Genomic DNA, 16,711 nt, shown 5'->3' with positions numbered 1-16,711 from the left:
AATCATTCTAACTAACTGCAATTCCACCCTGGAGAGGATCCGGATACTACCGTTATCAGTGTAAAGATATGTTTCATGTGAAACATATGAAAAAGGGTGGCACCACGATTTTATCGTCCCTCAAGGGTGTTTTTTTTATTCTAAGGAGGAATAATATGTTAGATATTCAGTTGTTTAGAGATAATCCAGAGATTATTAAAGAAAATTTAAAGAAAAAATTTCAAGAAGAAAAAATTGATTCTGTGGATGAAATTAGAGAACTTGATACAAAATACCGAGAATTAAAAACTCGTGCAGATTATTTAAGAGGTCAAAGAAATTCATTAAGTAAAGAAATTGGAACCCTAATGCGCGAGAAAAAACTTGATGAAGCGAATGAAGTCAAACAAAAGGTCCAAGATTTTGCAGATGAACTAAAAAGAATTGAAGAGGCTGAAGATCCATTGTTTGAACAAATCCAAACACTTATGAAAAACATCCCTAATTTAATTGCAGATGATGTTCCAATTGGTGTTGATGATACAGAAAATGTAGAATTATACCGTGTTGGAAGTTATGAAGAAAAAGGTTATGAAATACCTTATCATGTTGATATTATGGAATCATTTGAAGGGATTGACTTAGATAGTGCTCGTAAAGTAAGTGGGGCAGGATTTTATTACTTACAAAAAGAAATTGCACGTTTACACTCGGCAGTTACAACCTATGCCAGAGACTTTATGATCGATAAAGGTTATGATTATGTTATTCCACCGTTTATGATTCATTCAAATGTTGTTGAAGGAGTCATGAGTTTTGAAGAAATGGAAAATATGATGTATAAAATCGAAGGTGAGGACTTGTATCTAATCGGAACAAGTGAACATTCAATGATTGGTAAGTATATTGACACGATTGTTGATGGTAATGACTTACCCCATAAACTAACGAGTTACTCACCATGCTTCAGAAAAGAAGTTGGGGCACACGGCATTGAAGAACGTGGCGTTTATCGAATCCATCAATTTGAGAAACAAGAAATGGTCATTGTTTGTCATCCTGACGACAGTACTCGCTATTTCGAAGAATTATATAAAAACACGGTCGAATTTTTCGAAACACTAGATATACCTGTTCGTGTCTTGGAATGCTGTTCAGGTGATTTAGCAGACTTAAAACATAAGAGTGTTGATGTTGAAGCATGGAGTCCACGTCAAAATAAATTCTTTGAAGTAGGAAGCTGCTCTAATCTAACGGATGCTCAAGCAAGACGTTTAAAGATTAGAATTAAAACTGATGATGGAAATATTTATGCACACACACTAAATAATACTGTGGTTGCACCACCAAGAATGCTGATTGCTTTCTTAGAGAACCATTTGTTAGAAAATGGAAATATTAATATTCCAAAACCATTACAACCATATATGGGGTTCAAAGAAGAAATAATCAAAAGAAAATAAAAAAAAGGTTAACTGTTAATGGCAGTTAACCTTTTTCATGAATAAGGCTTCTTATAGTGTTTAAGACAGCATTATCTTTATTTGACCCAATGATTTCGTCTACGATTTCAATGACATCTGGATGAGCATTGCTAACAGCAAAGGAATGTCCGACTGCTTTTAACATATCAATATCATTGTGATAGTCACCGAATGCTGCGATTTCATCATACTTAAGATTATAATGCTCTACAATATAATCTAAACCACTTTTTTTATTAATTCCTGGATTCATGGCATCAACCCATACTTCACCCGCTAAAACAATGTTAACGTCATTTTCAAACTTCGGATGGATTCTATCGTAATAGTATTCATGCATATCGTTAGTATTAAGATAGGTTACTTTAACAATTTCCTGGTCAACATGATGCAAAGAATCGAGAGCTTCATAGCCATGATAATATTCATTGAGATAGACATCATGATCACGGCTAGCTGCTTTAACATATGCTTTGTGTTCACCAATTAAAATGATTGATGTGTTTGGTAGAGTAAGTCCAAAAGCGATTAACTCATGAATTATCCCTTTATCCATAACATTTTTATAAATTGTTTGGCCATTGACCGAAACAAACGCTCCGTTATCAGATACAAAATCTAATCTGTGTTGATAATCCTTTACTTTATCTTTCATATTATACAAAGAACGACCACTGGCCAAAACAAAGTGTTTATCATTATTCTCAATTTCATCTAGAAATTGTTCAAAATCTTTGGGAACTTGGGAGTTTTCATCTAAAAATGTACCATCCATATCACTAACAAATAATTTAATCATATTACCTCCTGATGTTTCACATGAAACATTATAGTATGAGAACGAAATTTAAGCAATTTGAAGACTAATGTTTCATGTGAAACATTAAAGAAAGCATCGTTATTAGTTGCATTTTGAGTAGTATTTGATATAATTATACTTGTCACTACAACATATTCTAAAGAACCAGGTCAGGGTGGGAACACAGCAGCCTTAATTTAGCTCTTATGTGTGTAGTGACCTTTTTTTATATTTAAAAGGGGTGATTGAATGAATGACGAAATATATATGAACTTGGCACTACAGGAAGCTTTTAAAGCATATGATAGTGATGAAGTTCCTGTCGGTGCAGTGATTGTTTATCAAGACCAAGTTATTGCAATGGGTCATAATATGCGTGAAAGTAAACAATCATCGATTAGTCATGCTGAGATTGAAGTCATCAAGGAAGCGAACAAATTATTAGGTAGTTGGAGATTATCAGAGTGTACTCTCTACGTTACACTAGAACCTTGCATGATGTGTAGCGGTGCCATTCAACAATCACGAATTAGAAAAATTGTATATGCAGCGACTGATCATAAGATGGGCTTTATGAGTCGTCTTAATAACTATGATTATTTAAATCATTATCCTATCGTTCGCTCTGGTGTGTTAAAAGAGGAGTCAGAATCACTGATTAAGGAATATTTTATGAAAAAAAGAAAAGAAAAAGTTTTTGTTAAAGAACTTAATGATAAATATATGGATGATTATCATTGCTTACGGATCAAAGTCTTTGTAGAAGAACAGGGAGTGTCGCTCGAAGAGGAGTTCGATCAGTATGATGAACCAGGGCGTAAGGATGTTAAACATATTGGGGCGCTTGTTGATGATGAAATCGTGGGAACAATGCGATTGCTTATTCAAAAAGATACGTTAGTTTTGGGCCGTTTAACAGTCCTTAAAAGTCAAAGAGGTTTAGATATAGGAACAAAGTTAGTGACTTATGCAATACGTCAAGCAGAAAATCAAGGATTTAATGAAGTTATATTAGGTGCTCAAGTCAATGCAGTTCCATTTTATGAAAAGAACGGATTTGAGATGTTTGGTGAGATTTACCTTGATGCGGGTATTAAACATATTAAAATGAAGAAAAACACAAAAAAATAACAGCTATGCTGTTATTTTTTAATTCTTTGGTTCTGTTTTTATGAGTTCACCTTTAACAATTGTTCGATACTCATCATAAGTTGTTTGTTCTGTACACGTCACTAATGTTATCGTTGTCTTTCCTTTTGTTTCATTTAATACAGAAGTATCAGTATGAAAGACTTCAAAGATATCATATATTTTATAAGTATAGACATTTTCTTTGTCAACAAGTCGTACTTCATCGCCTTTATCAAGTTTTTCAAAGTTCCTAAAGACACAACTTGCGCATCGACCATTATGTCCTGCTATTGAGAAATTCCCTTCACCTGGAGGATTAGTTGATTCTTCCCATGCAACTAGATAGCGACTAAGGTAAGACCAGTCATTGGACTTAATGATAGGAAAGTTAATATCAAGTTTATCTATTTGAATCATTCCCCATAAATCTTTATCACTGGCTTCATCGGGCATACTTGCCTCATCCGTTAAGAGTGGTGCATTAAAGAAATCTTGCATCTCTTTTTCTATTGATTTTCGTTCGAGATAAGTTGTTCCTAAATCCCATGCGATGAATCCTAAACCAGCAATCATTAATACGGTACCTAATACACCTAAAATACTTCTTTTTCTATTGTTTTTTGTCATAAAATCACCTTAGTTTAATTATAGTAGATAGGAAAACTAATTACAATGATAACGACACATGATATAATGATAGTAGGTGATAAAATGGCTTACCAATCGTTGTATAGGAAGTATAGACCCGCTAATTTTAAAGATGTAGTCGGGCAACAGTCAGTTGTTAGAATAATGAAGAATGCAATTAAAAAAGATAAGATAGGACATGCTTATCTATTTTGTGGTCCTAGAGGTACAGGAAAGACGTCAATGGCTAAATTAATGGCCCAAGCTGTTAACTGTACCAATATGGATGATGATGTCTGTGGTGAGTGTGAGAACTGTCAGGAAACAATTCACGGGAATCACCCAGATATAGTTGAAATTGATGCGGCGAGTAATAATGGTGTTGATGAAATACGAAATCTAATTTCAAGAGTTAAATATACACCAATCTTAGGGAAATATAAAGTATACATTATTGATGAGGTTCATATGTTATCTCAAGGGGCATTTAATGCTCTTTTAAAGACACTCGAAGAACCACCTGAACACGTCATTTTTATTCTTGCTACAACAGAAGTCCATAAAGTGCTACCGACGATCGTATCGAGATGTCAACGTTTCGACTTTCGAAGAATCAATGACGAACTCATAGCAAAACGACTTGAAGATATTCTAGAACTTGAAAATGTAAAATCAGCACCAGGAACAGGTCAAGCAATTGCTCGTTTATCGGGTGGTGGCCTTCGAAATGCACTCACAATCTTAGAACAAGCAATTGTTTATGCGGATGAAGAGTTAACGGTTGATGATGTTTATGAAGTTTCGGGTATCATTAGTAATGGAGATAAAATTAGAATGATGAAATCCATTGCAGAAGGGGATATGGAGTCAACGTTAGCGTTAGTCCAAGAATTCCTCAAGAAAACACATAATGTTGATCAATTGATGTCAGACCTTCTTGTAGCATTTAAAGATAGTGTTATTTATAAAGAATCAAATAATCGTGAACTTGTCTTGTATGAACACTTGGAGTTTGTAGAATATTTAAGCAAAACGTTTAGTGAGGATGCCTTGCTTACAATATTAGAAGGCTTACTCAGTGATATTGAAAAAATGAAATTTAGTCAAAATCAATCCATTTATTTTGAATTATCAGTTTTAAATATCTACAAGGGATACAATAATAAACCTCGAAAGATTGTTCTCGACAGTATTGAGCCGGAAGATGATGATGCCTTTGATGAAAATATATTAGATTTACCTGAACAAGATCACATCAATCAAAGTGTTTCACGTGAAACAAAACAAAACGAACAATCAATTAAACCACAGGATGTTAATATCACAATTGAGAAAGAACAACCTGAAGAAAAGATAGAAATTACGGAAATAGTTGGAGAATCAGAAGATTTACTGGATCTTGAGACGATCTTATCGCTCATGGTCGGTGCGGATAAGGAACAAAAAAATACGGACATAGAACAGTATGCAACCATCGATCGATATAAGCATGATATTAAATGGGCAAAAACAATCCGATTATTGGAAAAATCGGAAATAGTCTTAAGTAGTCATGAGTTTGTAGTGTTTGCGTTCCCATACGCAACAGCCGCAAGAGAAAGTATGGTAAAACAAAATAAACATGATTTAATTAATTTAGTCGAACTCTTGACTGGATTAAAACGACAAGTTCTCGCAACAACATTTCCTGATTTTAATAATAGTGTAAAAGTTTTTATTGAAAAAAATAAACAAGGCAATCTACCTAAACCATTGGATTCAAGTTTTTTTGAAATTGAAGAAGAAGTAAAGGAAGATGAAAATACATCTTTAAGAAGTATACAAGAATTGTTTGGTGACAAATTAGAAATAAAGGAGTAAGTTATGTATCCAAAATCATTAGAGAAATTAATTGAGTCCTTTAGAATCTTACCAGGTGTTGGACAAAAGACGGCAGAACGTTATGCGATGCATATTTTAGATCAAGATTTGAGTAGAGTCGATGAGTTATCAGTGAATTTAAAAGAAGCAAAAGATAAAATCAAAGAATGTGAAGTGTGTCATAACTTAACGGATCAAACAATTTGTGATATTTGTACAGATGATTATCGTGATCAATCGATGATTTGCGTTGTATCGAATGCGAAAGAAGCATTTTCTATTGAAAGAATGGGTGAGTATAACGGATTGTACCATGTTCTTGGAGGATTAATATCGACTAAGAAAGGAACACTACCTGAGGACCTAAATATCGAATCTTTAAACAATCGATTAAAGAATGATGTTTCAGAAGTCATTCTAGCGTTAAATGCCACAGTAGAAGGTGAGATTACATCACTTTATCTATCAAAAAAATTTGGAGAACAATGCAAGGTTAGTCGTTTAGCATTTGGATTGCCGATTGGTGGTCATCTCGATTATGCTGATGAAATGACATTAATGAAAGCTTTTGAGGGAAGAAACAAGATGGAATAGGAGGGTACGATGAGTTCGATAGCCTATATAGCAGATGAAAATATGTTGGATTACCATAGGATGCACGGAAGTACGAGCATTAATTTTTGGCGAGTAGGAATAAGAAATTTTGAAAATTTCGAACCTGGAGATTTTTTATTTCTTATTGATGGTAAATATCGTCATCCTCAAACACGTGAAAAAGGAATTGTTGGTTATGGAGTCTTTAAACAAATGAGAGAGATGAGTGTTAAACGAACTTGGAACCAATATAAAAATGACAATGGTTTTAAAAATTATGAACGTTTCAAGGAAGCAGTTTTAGAACTTTCTAAAACAGACGAACTTCCTGAAAAAATTCAATCCATTGAATTATCAAATGTTATCTATTTCAATGAGACAATATTTATGGGGGAGTTAGGTCAGTCGATTAATATTAATCTTGAATCGTTTCAATATTTAAGTGGAGAAGATACACGTAAAGTATTAAGGAAAGCAAGTCACTATGGAATTGATCCCTGGTTTCAAGTATATAACCCTCAGGTAAATAAAGAAAAAATAATTCATGATATTGAGATAAGTCGGTTACGGACTGTTTTGGAAGGGGTTACAACGGATTGGACCCAAGATCAAACACGTTTGATCAATCAATATCCTGCTTTAAGTAGAGTTGGGAATCTTGCTTATCTTGTTAAAGGAGATTTAGTTGAGGTGTTTATCCCTGTTTCTTCTGCAAAGAATCAATTTTATACAGTTTTGGGAATTATCTACAAAATAAAAACTGAGATTCAAACGAAGACTCAGTTTACATTAGTTGTTAGAGAAAATGCTCGGCCTTATGAAGAAGAATTTAAAAAATTCAATTTAAAGCTCTTATATACTTAGGAAGAGCTTTTTTAAACGTAATATTTAAACGACTAAGTGTTTCATAATAATGGTGATAGGCTTTATCGACATCAACATCATCGTGTAATTCATACTCAAGTTCATGATCAATTCCCCATGAAAAAGAGTTAAAATCAAGACACCATGTGCCATATTGATCGCTGAATTCCCGACGATCTGTCGTGCTTTGCGCAATCATTTCTAAATGATCCGTTTTAATATCGAAATCAGATAAAAGTCTTTGAATTTTGGGATGGTTAATGTTGAATGTTTCTAAATCAAATTCATGTTCCATAACGCCTAAATCTTGTGGTATTTTCAATGTGAATTCATAAGAATCATCATATTTTCTTATTCTCATCATTGTTTTTAAAGAGAATAATTTTTTTGAAGGCGTGTCAAAATAAGAGTTAATTTGACGATAACTGAGTCCAAACTCTAACACTTGTGTAAGATGAAGATACTCTTTTTCTGTGAGCATCGTTTTAAATTCGATTTCTAAATGTTGTTTCATATAACTATGGTACAATATAAATTAAAGAAAAGGAAGTGAAGGAATGAGAAAATTTACCTTAGTCAATCGCGGGGATGAAAATTCACAAAGAATTTGCAGTGAAATTAAAGATAAACTCATTCGTGCAGGCTTTGTAATGGATCAGGAAAACCCTGAACTAATCGTTTATGTGGGGGGAGATGGAACGCTTCTGCACGCGATGCATGAGTGGGTTGATGATTTAGATCATGTTTATTTTACTGGTATTCATACAGGTACTTTAGGGTTTTCAACAGATTATACAGCTGATGAAATTGATGTTTTTATTGAGGATATTTCTACTAAAAAAGCTGTCATAGAAGAGAAGCGAATTTTACAAGCAAATTGTGTGAATGATACGAAAGAATTGACCATTCATGCTTTGAATGAGATACGAGTTGAAAATATTGTGAAAACTCAAGAAATGGATGTTTATATTAATGATTCATACTTTGAAACATTTAGAGGGAATGGGATGTGTATTAGTGGCCAATATGGTTCCACAGCATATAATCGTTCAATTGGTGGCGCTGTTATTTATCCTGGGTTAGATTTATTGCAAATGACGGAAATTAGTGGAATTCATCATCGACATGCTCGAAGTTTAGGTGCACCTTTAATTCTTAATCCAGATGCAAAAATTACTTTCAACCATGATGATTTTGCACATGCTTTGCTATGTTTTGATCATTTGCATATCCATTTAGATGGTTACCATCAGATTGAGGTTTCTTCTTATTCTAAAACAATGAAATTTGCCCATTTCAATAAAAAAACGCATTTAGAAAGACTAAACGCGTTATTTTAACAATCTTTTAATGACGATGAGCGTTAACTGTTTCACTCGACATAAAGAATGCGGCAGCAAGGGGGATCATATATGATAATAAGGAAGAACCCCCATAGGATACAAATGGAAGGGTAATACCAGTAATTGGTAAAAGACCTAAGATCATGCCAATATTTTGAAATTGTTGAAACATTAACATTCCCACAATCCCCATCATCATGTAACGTTCTTTATTAAGGTTACTATAAAGTGTGATGAGAATTAATTTTATATCTAAAATAAATGATGTAATAATAACAAATGTACCACCGACAAAACCAAAGTTTTGTGAGATTACAGCAAAGATAAAGTCTGTTTGTGCTTCCGGGATTAAACTAACGACAGTTCGGTAAGGATGCCCCGTTAGACCTGAAGTTCCGACAGCAAGGAGTGATTGAAAGAGTTGGTATCCTTGTGTTTGAGAATATTCTTCAAAGTCGAGCCAACCATAGAAACGATCAAGACGATAACCACCACCCATAAGTGTGTTTAAGAACTCTTGATGATAGTAGTAAAGATAAATAATTCCGAAAAATAAGGTCAAGGCCAATGACATAATGATAATAAACCATTCACGTCGAACACCCGATAAGAAAAACATGATCGCTAAGCTAACTAAGATTATAATAGGAATCCCTGTGTCGGGTTGTAATATATTGAGTATTAATGCTGGAACAGCATAGAGAGCCATTTTCCACATTAAGTGTAAATCGGATTTGAAAGACATTTCGACTTTTTCTTGGTTGTGTTTTTCAATAATATCAGCAAAGATAATAACTAAGACAATTTTCATAAACTCACTGGGTTGAAACGATCCAAATAATGGGAATTGAAACCATGCGTACGAACCTTTAATAGGCGTTATAAACGGAATATTTAAACCTGTGTAACGGGCAATGACGAGTAGAACCAAGCACGCCATCAAAAACCAATAAGCTAAATATGATAAGGAAAAGAGCCGATCAATCCCTAACTTTAACGTTATGAATAATGCTGTAAATCCAATACCAAACCAGACGATTTGCCGAATAACGACCTTGTTTGCCTCTGCGGCATTTAAGAATGGTCCGGCCATGTAGATTGAAACCACACTTGTAATGGCAAGAACTAACATAATTGTTAATAAGGTATAATCCATTGAAAAGTGGCGTTTTGATTCATTTATAAATTTATGCATAATGCCTCCTTTTGTGAAGTGATTGAATAGTGTATAATATATAGGAAAAGTGAGAGGTGCTTATATGAATCGAATACAATCATATTACGAACAATTACAATTTCCAATCAAGCTATTATTTTTGAGTAGTTTTTTAATCGCAATCGGTTCACTGTTTTTAAATCCATATATATCAACATTTATTAATATAGAAAATACAATCATCTTTACAATAGCACAAATATTAACATACTGTGGTGGTATTATTTTATCATACTTTCCGTTTTATGTTTTTATCAAATTATTAGCGCATCGTAAAGATGAGCCAAATATCGTTATTACAGGAATTATTTCTTATATTATATTTATTGTTGTCCTTACAATTCTGTCTCCCGCTAAATTTGAACCATCGGTTTATGAAAAAATCGGAGAGATTGTTTTACTCGGTGAAACAACTGGGATATATAAAACAGGGATTTTTGGATTGCTAGGGATTTATTTAATTGTGACATATGTCTATCAATCGACAAAAGACAGTAAGTTATTTAGTATGATATCGTATGTTGATCGTGATACAGTACGCTTTATTTATTCAATTGTTGGTGCAGGTGTCTTAGCATTTGGTTTTAGTTTCCTATGGCCAATCGTGATTGAATATATTTATAAAATTTTAAATTTTGTTTCGACAGACGTCAATAATCCAATGACAATGTTTGCCTATGGTGGATTTGACCGTTTGATGACGTTGTTCAACCTTGATTCAATTGTCCATAGTGAAATGTGGTTTGGTTCACTGGGTGGTACTTGGGTTGATTTATCGGGTGTCACATTCAACGGTGATGTCACAATTTGGATGGCTCAACTGAATGAGAATATGAATATTATTGGGACAAGTGATGCAGGTCGCTTTACAAGTGCCTATTATGTCTTGAACTTATTTGCAATCCCAGCATATCTTATTGGTATTTATTCAACATTCTCTAATAAACAATATCTAACGCGTAATATATTTGTTTTACTTTTAGCAATCTTAATATCAATGGTATCAGGTGTTTTATTACCAATAGAATTATTAATGATTGTTACAAGTCCAATCTTGTATGTATTCCATCTTTTCATGACAAGTCTAATTTTTGCAGTGCTAAGTGGTTTGTCGGTTTATCTTGGATTCTCATACACAGGGAATTTGTTAGCTGCAAACCCAGGAAATTTAATTGATTTAATTTTCTTGTTTAGAAGAATTGCACTCGTTGATAAAATAATGATTATGTTGTTAGTGGGGGCGTTTGTCTTTATTGCTTATTTTGCAATGACACGTTTATATTATGGAAAGCTAGCACTTGATATATTAAATATTGGAAATAAAGAAGAAAAGATTAATGACTTTATCGAGCGACTGGGTGGTATAGAAAATGTGAGCTATATCAGTAGTACACCGACTCGTATTCATGTTCAACTTGAAAATAGAGAAAAATTAAATGTTGCTGGAATGCATCAACAAGGGGTTACTCGAATCATTGAGACGAAACAAGGGTTTGTGTTGTCAATTGGTTCCTCCTCTTATATCTATCAAAAAGAAGTGAACAAGAAGTTAAAGACCATTGTGAAGGAAGAACAGGTTGAAGTAGCAGTATGAATAAATTAACACCAATGATGAAACAATTTATGGAAATTAAAGAGAACACCAAAGATGCTTTGGTGTTTTTCCGCCTAGGAGACTTCTATGAATTGTTTTTTGAAGATGCTGAAATAGCTTCTCGTGTACTAGATTTAGTCTTGACAGCTCGTTCAGCTGGTAATGATGTTAAGGCACCGATGTGTGGGGTTCCACATCATGCAGCCAAAGGATATATTCAGAAACTTGTTGCTAATGGCTATAAAGTAGCGATTGTTGAGCAGGTTGAAGATCCTAAAGATGTTAAAGGCATTGTAAAAAGAGAAGTCATTGAAATTGTTACACCAGGAACTTATTTTGAAATGGATGATAATGAAACACGAGAAATAGCTTCGTTAAGTCTAGATTTAATTTACGCTACAATCGTGAGTTGTGATGTGATGAGTGGTGAAATCAAAGCCTTGAGAATTATGAATGAACCGGCTGAAATCATTAAAAACCTACAACAATTTCAAGTTAGAGAAATTATTGTTCCTGATAATTTTGATGAATTTCTTGTCGAAGAAATTCAAGATAAAACAAAAATATATGTTTCACGTTTTAATGAAAAAGATAATAGTATTAAGCATGATGATCAAAGTATTGAAGATGCATACGCAAGATTAATTGCTTACTTGAATGCAACACAAAAATCGTCACTTCAACATTTAAGTGAAATTAAAGTTCTAAATGATGAAGCTTATTTAAGAATGGATTATACATCGATGATGAATCTTGAATTGATTGATCATCAGAAAAATAAAGAATTGTCAGTTTACAATTTTATGGACAAGACAAATACAAGTATGGGTTCACGATTGTTAAAAGAAAAACTAATGAGACCTTTGTATAATATCAGCGAAATAAAAGAACGTCATACACAAATTGATTTACTAATGCATGATTTCATTTTGAGTGATGACTTAAAAACAGACTTAAAAGAGACCTATGATATCCATCGGATTGTTGCTAGAATTACAACAGATAAACACAATCCTCAAGATTTTGTTCGTCTTAAGAATACATTGAGGGTGTTTAGTTCTATAAAAATGAAAGTAAACAATCTTGAAGAATTTAAGTTTTTGACACAGGTGGATGAACTCGTTCATGTGTATGATACCTTAGAAAACGCATTTTTAGATAATGCACCTGTTACATTTAAAGATGGTCGTACATTTAAAGAAGGAATCTCGCCAGAACTTGATGAATTAATTACAATATCCAACGAAGGCAAGACTTGGTTATTAAATTATGAACAACAAGAACGAGAAAAGACAGGTATCAAAAATTTAAAAGTAGGGTACACACGTGCTTTTGGATACTATATTGATATAAGTAAAGGTCAAGTTGAAAATGTAAAAGATGAATACAATTATATTAGAAAGCAAACTCTAACAAATTCTGAACGTTATATAAACGAAGAACTTCAGGAATATGAAGTGAAAATTAGTGAGGCGAAGGAAAGAATACAAAAATTAGAGCTTGACTTATTTAAGGAATATACACAGTTTGTGGTTGCGCATGCTCAAGAAATCCATGAAGTTGGAAATGCGATTGCGTATTTGGATGTACTGATGTCGTTAACGGAATTTTCTGGACAACCTGGCTATGTTAAACCAGAAATTGTGAATGAACCTGTACTCAACATTAAAGAAGGGCGTCATCCAGTTCTTGAATCAAGTTTAAAAGATCACCAATACATAGCTAGCTCTGTGGAAATGGATCCTAAGCGACGTACATTAATTTTGACGGGGCCCAATATGGGTGGAAAAAGTACATATATGAGAATGTTAGCCGTCAATACAATTCTTGCACAAATGGGATGTTATATTCCTTGTGATGCAGCTAAAATTGGAATTGTTGATCAGATATTTACAAGAATGGGCGCGAGTGATGATATTTTAATGGGACAATCCACATTTATGGTTGAAATGTTAGAATCACAAACTGCGCTTTCAAGAGCAAGTCAACAGTCGCTGATTTTGTTTGATGAGATTGGACGTGGAACATCAACGTATGATGGAATGGCCCTTGCTCAGTCAATTATTGAATATATTAATGAGACAATTGCTTGTCGAACAATTTTTTCAACACACTATCATGAACTTGTAAGTTTAGAGGATATGTATGATGAAATTTTCAATGTGAATGTATTGGTGCATGAAGAAGATAAAAAAGTTACCTTCTTGTATCGTGTGGAGGAAGGACGAGCCACAAAATCGTATGGGATTAATGTTGCGAAATTAGCGCATCTACCCAATGCTGTGATCCAACGAGCAGAAGAAAATTTAAAAATGTTAGAACTTAATCGAGAAAATAAATCTACAAGCATTGGAAGTAAAATACTGACCGTTGAAGTTGAGCCGAAGGAATTTCAATCATTAAAGCAACATCTCAATAAAATTGATCCAAATAACATGACACCATTTGAAGCCCTGCAGACATTAGCGAATTTAAAGGAAATATTAGGTGATAATCATGACAAACAAGATTAAAACACTCAATTCACATTTAACCAATATGATTGCTGCGGGAGAAGTTGTTGAACGTCCAGCAGGGATTATTAAGGAATTGGTTGAAAATTCATTGGATGCGAAAGCAGATCGAATTGAAGTCCGAGTTAAAGAGGGTGGCATGGAAGTTATCGAGGTCATTGATAATGGAGAAGGCATGTCATTTTCTGATTTGAAATTAGCATTTGAAAGACATTCGACAAGTAAAATCAAACAAGAGGCTGATTTAACTAAAATCAGTACTTTTGGATTTCGTGGTGAAGCGTTACCTTCAATTGCATCCGTAAGTTTGGTTGAAGCAAGTTCAAATGATGGAGAAGAGAGTAGTAAAATTGTGATTGATAACGGTCAAGAAATTGAACACAGTCCCTTTGCTAGAAATAAAGGAACAAGTGTTAAAGTCTATCATTTGTTTACTCAACTACCAGCTCGTTTAAAGCACATAAAAAACCTTCATTACGAAACAGCAATTATATTAGATATTATTCAAAAATTTGCCCTTGGAAATCCGAAAGTATCTTTTTCATTCTACAACAATGATAAATTGTCGTTTCAATCTTTGGGACATGGAAACATGGAGGATATTTATTATCGTATCTATGGTAAAGATGTATCTCAAGATAGTTTTTATTTTAAAGATGAAAATTATGATTTTAACATTGAAGGTATTTATACTTTGCCAAATCATAATAAAGCGAACCGTTACTCGATGTGGATTTATGTTAATCAACGTATGATCCGTTATCCGAAGTTACAAAATGCAATTCTTGATGCCTATCGTCGTCATTTACCTGTAGGAAGAAATCCAATTATTATGATGAATATCACAACGGATCCAGAATTGGTTGATGTTAACGTTCATCCAAGTAAATGGGAAATTAGAATGGCTCAAGAACGTGAATTGCTTACATTGGTTCAAAACAGAATTGAAGGCTTGTTGTACAAAGAAAATAGAGCTCCTAAAATAAAAATTAGTGAGCCAGAACAATTCTCGATCAAGGACGAACTTCTTGAAGCAAGGCCAACAGAAAAAATTATTGAATCAGTGCAAGAACCACAAGAAATCGTCGAAAACTTACAGGAAACAATCATTCCTTCAAAACCGTTGACTGTTAAAGAAACGGACAGTTTTACTGAAGCAATTGACAAACTTATGGTTGATTATGAGCCTGAAGAAGAAGTGATTCAAGAACAAAATTTTATTAGTAAAATTGAACCGTTGAAGGTTCTATCTCAAATGAGTGGTAAATACATCCTCGCACAAGGTGATGAAGGTCTCTATATTATTGATCAACATGCCGCGATGGAAAGAATCAGATATGAATACTATCAAGAAAAACTTTTAAACAAAAAAAATCCAACACAGCCTCTCCTCATTCCCTTAGTATTTGAAGGAAGAACGGCACTTATCCCAATGTTAAATGACATAAATGATGAGTTAACTCAGTTTCAACTTCAACTTGATGTATTTGCGGAAGATAGTTTAATTCTTCGTGAAATACCTCAATGGCTTAGTCAAATTGAAGCGAAAGATTTTGTTTCAGAAATTTTAGATTTATTTGAAAAGAATCGAAAAATTCGTGAAGAAGATTTAAGAAGAGATGCACTTGCGACTTTAGCGTGTCACTCTTCAGTACGGTTTAACGAGTACTTATCCTATGAAGAAATGGTAAAATTAGTTGAAGATTTGCGCATGTGTGATCAGCCCTATCACTGTCCTCACGGTCGCCCCACATTAATTTCGATAAGTCATAGTCAACTCATTAAGGAATTTAAGCGATGAAAAAAGTCATTGTTATTGCTGGGGTCACAGGCAGTGGAAAAAGTTCATTGGCAATAGAACTTGCTGAACAATACAACGGTGAAATAATCAGTGCAGATTCTGTAGCAGTGTATGAAGAACTTGATATTGGTAGTGCAAAACCAACGAAAACTGAACAAAATACTGTCCCACATCATTTGATAGATCATGCAAAAATTGATGAGATATACAGCGTTGCTGACTTTCAAAAAGACGCAAGGGCATTGATTGATGAGATCAGTAGACAAGGAAAAATCCCAATTGTTGTCGGTGGAACGGGTTTATACATCAATGCATTGATCTATGATTATTATTTTGATGAGCAAGAGCTAGTAGCAATTGATGAAAGCTTAAGCAATCAAGAACTTAAAAATATTTTGGAGGACATAGATCCTGAAACATCAGCGAAAGTCCATATCAATAACCGAAAACGATTAATCCATTCTGTTAGAATGGCTAAGACACACGGCAAAGGAAAAAGCGAAATTAATCAAGCAAATAAAAACACAGCCTACTATAATGCCTGTGTCTTCTTTCTTGAAGGTGAACGAGAAAAATTATATGAGCGAATGAACAAGCGGGTTGAAACAATGTTTGAATTAGGCTTACTAAAAGAAGTCGAAGATTTAAACCAAAGGTATGATAAATTATGGACTTACCAAAGTGTTAATTCCATTGGTTATCGGGAATTTAATGAGTATTTCCTGGGAAATAGAACATTGGAAGAAGTTAAAGAACTGATCAAACGTAATACTCGTCGCTTAGCAAAACGCCAGATTACATGGTTTAAACATCAAACGCCATGTCACTTTGTTGATATTTATGATCAAAAATTCAAATATAATATAGAGAAGAAAATTGACGAATTCTTAAAAGATTGAGGTGACA

The 16,711-nt window shown here is 33.6% G+C and carries 14 protein-coding genes, 1 other RNA gene and 1 other annotated feature (1 of these 16 cut by a window edge); of the genes, 11 read left to right on the top strand and 4 right to left on the bottom strand.

All coding sequences use genetic code 11. The annotated features are described in order from the left end of the window. Positions 1-124 (top strand) — a binding site (T-box leader); it begins 60 nt to the left of the window's first position. 31 nt (positions 125-155) lie between these two features. Continuing rightward, complete coding sequence (gene serS / locus GVV10_RS00215; RefSeq protein ID WP_159518319.1) at positions 156-1,442, top strand: serine--tRNA ligase; 1,287 nt, start codon at positions 156-158, stop codon at positions 1,440-1,442. A 25-nt stretch (positions 1,443-1,467) separates the two neighbouring features. Here the strand turns inward: serS and GVV10_RS00210 are convergent, their stop codons facing one another. Next, positions 1,468-2,262, bottom strand: a complete 795-nt coding sequence (locus tag GVV10_RS00210; RefSeq protein ID WP_159518317.1) for an HAD family hydrolase — start codon at positions 2,260-2,262, stop codon at positions 1,468-1,470. Positions 2,263-2,400: 138 nt separating this feature from the next. On the opposite strand from GVV10_RS00210, the gene ffs reads away from it, so the two are divergent. Both ffs and GVV10_RS00200 read left to right on the top strand, forming a co-directional pair. After that, positions 2,401-2,488, top strand: an RNA gene (ffs, locus tag GVV10_RS00205) — signal recognition particle sRNA small type. Between the two features lie 23 nt (positions 2,489-2,511). Continuing rightward, positions 2,512-3,393: a GNAT family N-acetyltransferase gene (locus GVV10_RS00200; protein WP_159518315.1), complete on the top strand. Its 882-nt coding sequence runs from the start codon at positions 2,512-2,514 to the stop codon at positions 3,391-3,393. An 18-nt stretch (positions 3,394-3,411) separates the two neighbouring features. On the opposite strand, the gene GVV10_RS00195 is transcribed toward GVV10_RS00200, so the two are convergent. Beyond that, positions 3,412-4,020 (bottom strand): sortase, encoded by a 609-nt coding sequence (locus GVV10_RS00195; RefSeq protein WP_159518313.1) that lies wholly within the window; start codon positions 4,018-4,020, stop codon positions 3,412-3,414. Positions 4,021-4,086: 66 nt separating this feature from the next. On the opposite strand from GVV10_RS00195, the gene dnaX reads away from it, so the two are divergent. From dnaX to GVV10_RS00180, 3 genes are read left to right on the top strand one after another with little or no spacing between them, the layout of a single operon-like run. Further along, positions 4,087-5,880, top strand: coding sequence for a DNA polymerase III subunit gamma/tau (gene dnaX / locus GVV10_RS00190; RefSeq protein ID WP_159518311.1), 1,794 nt, complete (start codon positions 4,087-4,089; stop codon positions 5,878-5,880). A gap of 3 nt (positions 5,881-5,883) precedes the next feature. Beyond that, entirely contained in the window at positions 5,884-6,474 is a 591-nt protein-coding gene (gene recR / locus GVV10_RS00185; protein WP_159518309.1) for a recombination mediator RecR, read from the top strand. Between the two features lie 9 nt (positions 6,475-6,483). Beyond that, positions 6,484-7,338 (top strand): hypothetical protein, encoded by an 855-nt coding sequence (locus GVV10_RS00180; protein ID WP_159518307.1) that lies wholly within the window; start codon positions 6,484-6,486, stop codon positions 7,336-7,338. Here the strand turns inward: GVV10_RS00180 and GVV10_RS00175 are convergent. Further along, complete coding sequence (locus GVV10_RS00175) at positions 7,313-7,852, bottom strand: CYTH domain-containing protein (RefSeq protein WP_159518305.1); 540 nt, start codon at positions 7,850-7,852, stop codon at positions 7,313-7,315. The two genes, GVV10_RS00180 and GVV10_RS00175, sit on opposite strands and share 26 nt — an antisense overlap. 43 nt (positions 7,853-7,895) lie before the next feature. Here GVV10_RS00175 and GVV10_RS00170 point away from each other — a divergent pair, with 43 nt between their 5' ends. Next, the gene (locus GVV10_RS00170; RefSeq protein ID WP_159518303.1) at positions 7,896-8,678 is read left to right on the top strand and encodes an NAD kinase; all 783 of its coding nucleotides are present in this window, start codon (positions 7,896-7,898) and stop codon (positions 8,676-8,678) included. 7 nt (positions 8,679-8,685) lie between these two features. Here the strand turns inward: GVV10_RS00170 and GVV10_RS00165 are convergent, their stop codons facing one another. Continuing rightward, entirely contained in the window at positions 8,686-9,876 is a 1,191-nt protein-coding gene (locus GVV10_RS00165) for an FtsW/RodA/SpoVE family cell cycle protein (RefSeq protein WP_159518301.1), read from the bottom strand. Positions 9,877-9,940: 64 nt separating this feature from the next. On the opposite strand from GVV10_RS00165, the gene GVV10_RS00160 reads away from it, so the two are divergent. Genes GVV10_RS00160 through miaA form a run of 4 tightly spaced genes read left to right on the top strand, consistent with a single transcriptional unit; the run spans position 9,941 to position 16,704 of the window. Continuing rightward, positions 9,941-11,491: a PTS glucose transporter subunit IIBC gene (locus GVV10_RS00160; RefSeq protein ID WP_159518299.1), complete on the top strand. Its 1,551-nt coding sequence runs from the start codon at positions 9,941-9,943 to the stop codon at positions 11,489-11,491. After that, a complete protein-coding gene (mutS, locus tag GVV10_RS00155) occupies positions 11,488-14,004 on the top strand; it encodes a DNA mismatch repair protein MutS (RefSeq protein ID WP_159518297.1) in 2,517 nt (838 codons plus the stop codon). The genes GVV10_RS00160 and mutS overlap by 4 nt, the downstream gene beginning before the upstream one ends. Beyond that, positions 13,988-15,805, top strand: coding sequence for a DNA mismatch repair endonuclease MutL (gene mutL / locus GVV10_RS00150; RefSeq protein ID WP_159518295.1), 1,818 nt, complete (start codon positions 13,988-13,990; stop codon positions 15,803-15,805). The genes mutS and mutL overlap by 17 nt, the downstream gene beginning before the upstream one ends. Next, positions 15,802-16,704, top strand: coding sequence for a tRNA (adenosine(37)-N6)-dimethylallyltransferase MiaA (miaA, locus tag GVV10_RS00145; RefSeq protein ID WP_159518293.1), 903 nt, complete (start codon positions 15,802-15,804; stop codon positions 16,702-16,704). Before mutL ends, miaA begins: the two co-directional genes overlap by 4 nt. Positions 16,705-16,711: the final 7 nt, after the last annotated feature.

The sequence above is a fragment of the Erysipelothrix urinaevulpis genome, from assembly GCF_009828835.1.
Taxonomy (GTDB): domain Bacteria; phylum Bacillota_I; class Bacilli_A; order Erysipelotrichales; family Erysipelotrichaceae; genus Erysipelothrix; species Erysipelothrix urinaevulpis.
This window is presented reverse-complemented; position numbering and strand designations above follow the sequence as displayed.

What these genes read in the sequence shown, in the direction of transcription:
- GVV10_RS00195 (WP_159518313.1), bottom strand. Translation starts at nt 4,020, where the DNA reads ATGACAAAAAACAATAGAAAAAGAAGTATTTTAGGTGTATTAGGTACC.
- miaA (WP_159518293.1), top strand. Translation starts at nt 15,802, where the DNA reads ATGAAAAAAGTCATTGTTATTGCTGGGGTCACAGGCAGTGGAAAAAGT.
- GVV10_RS00180 (WP_159518307.1), top strand. Translation starts at nt 6,484, where the DNA reads ATGAGTTCGATAGCCTATATAGCAGATGAAAATATGTTGGATTACCAT.
- GVV10_RS00165 (WP_159518301.1), bottom strand. Translation starts at nt 9,876, where the DNA reads ATGCATAAATTTATAAATGAATCAAAACGCCACTTTTCAATGGATTAT.
- recR (WP_159518309.1), top strand. Translation starts at nt 5,884, where the DNA reads ATGTATCCAAAATCATTAGAGAAATTAATTGAGTCCTTTAGAATCTTA.
- mutS (WP_159518297.1), top strand. Translation starts at nt 11,488, where the DNA reads ATGAATAAATTAACACCAATGATGAAACAATTTATGGAAATTAAAGAG.
- mutL (WP_159518295.1), top strand. Translation starts at nt 13,988, where the DNA reads ATGACAAACAAGATTAAAACACTCAATTCACATTTAACCAATATGATT.
- GVV10_RS00170 (WP_159518303.1), top strand. Translation starts at nt 7,896, where the DNA reads ATGAGAAAATTTACCTTAGTCAATCGCGGGGATGAAAATTCACAAAGA.
- GVV10_RS00210 (WP_159518317.1), bottom strand. Translation starts at nt 2,262, where the DNA reads ATGATTAAATTATTTGTTAGTGATATGGATGGTACATTTTTAGATGAA.
- GVV10_RS00200 (WP_159518315.1), top strand. Translation starts at nt 2,512, where the DNA reads ATGAATGACGAAATATATATGAACTTGGCACTACAGGAAGCTTTTAAA.
- GVV10_RS00160 (WP_159518299.1), top strand. Translation starts at nt 9,941, where the DNA reads ATGAATCGAATACAATCATATTACGAACAATTACAATTTCCAATCAAG.
- GVV10_RS00175 (WP_159518305.1), bottom strand. Translation starts at nt 7,852, where the DNA reads ATGAAACAACATTTAGAAATCGAATTTAAAACGATGCTCACAGAAAAA.
- dnaX (WP_159518311.1), top strand. Translation starts at nt 4,087, where the DNA reads ATGATAGTAGGTGATAAAATGGCTTACCAATCGTTGTATAGGAAGTAT.
- serS (WP_159518319.1), top strand. Translation starts at nt 156, where the DNA reads ATGTTAGATATTCAGTTGTTTAGAGATAATCCAGAGATTATTAAAGAA.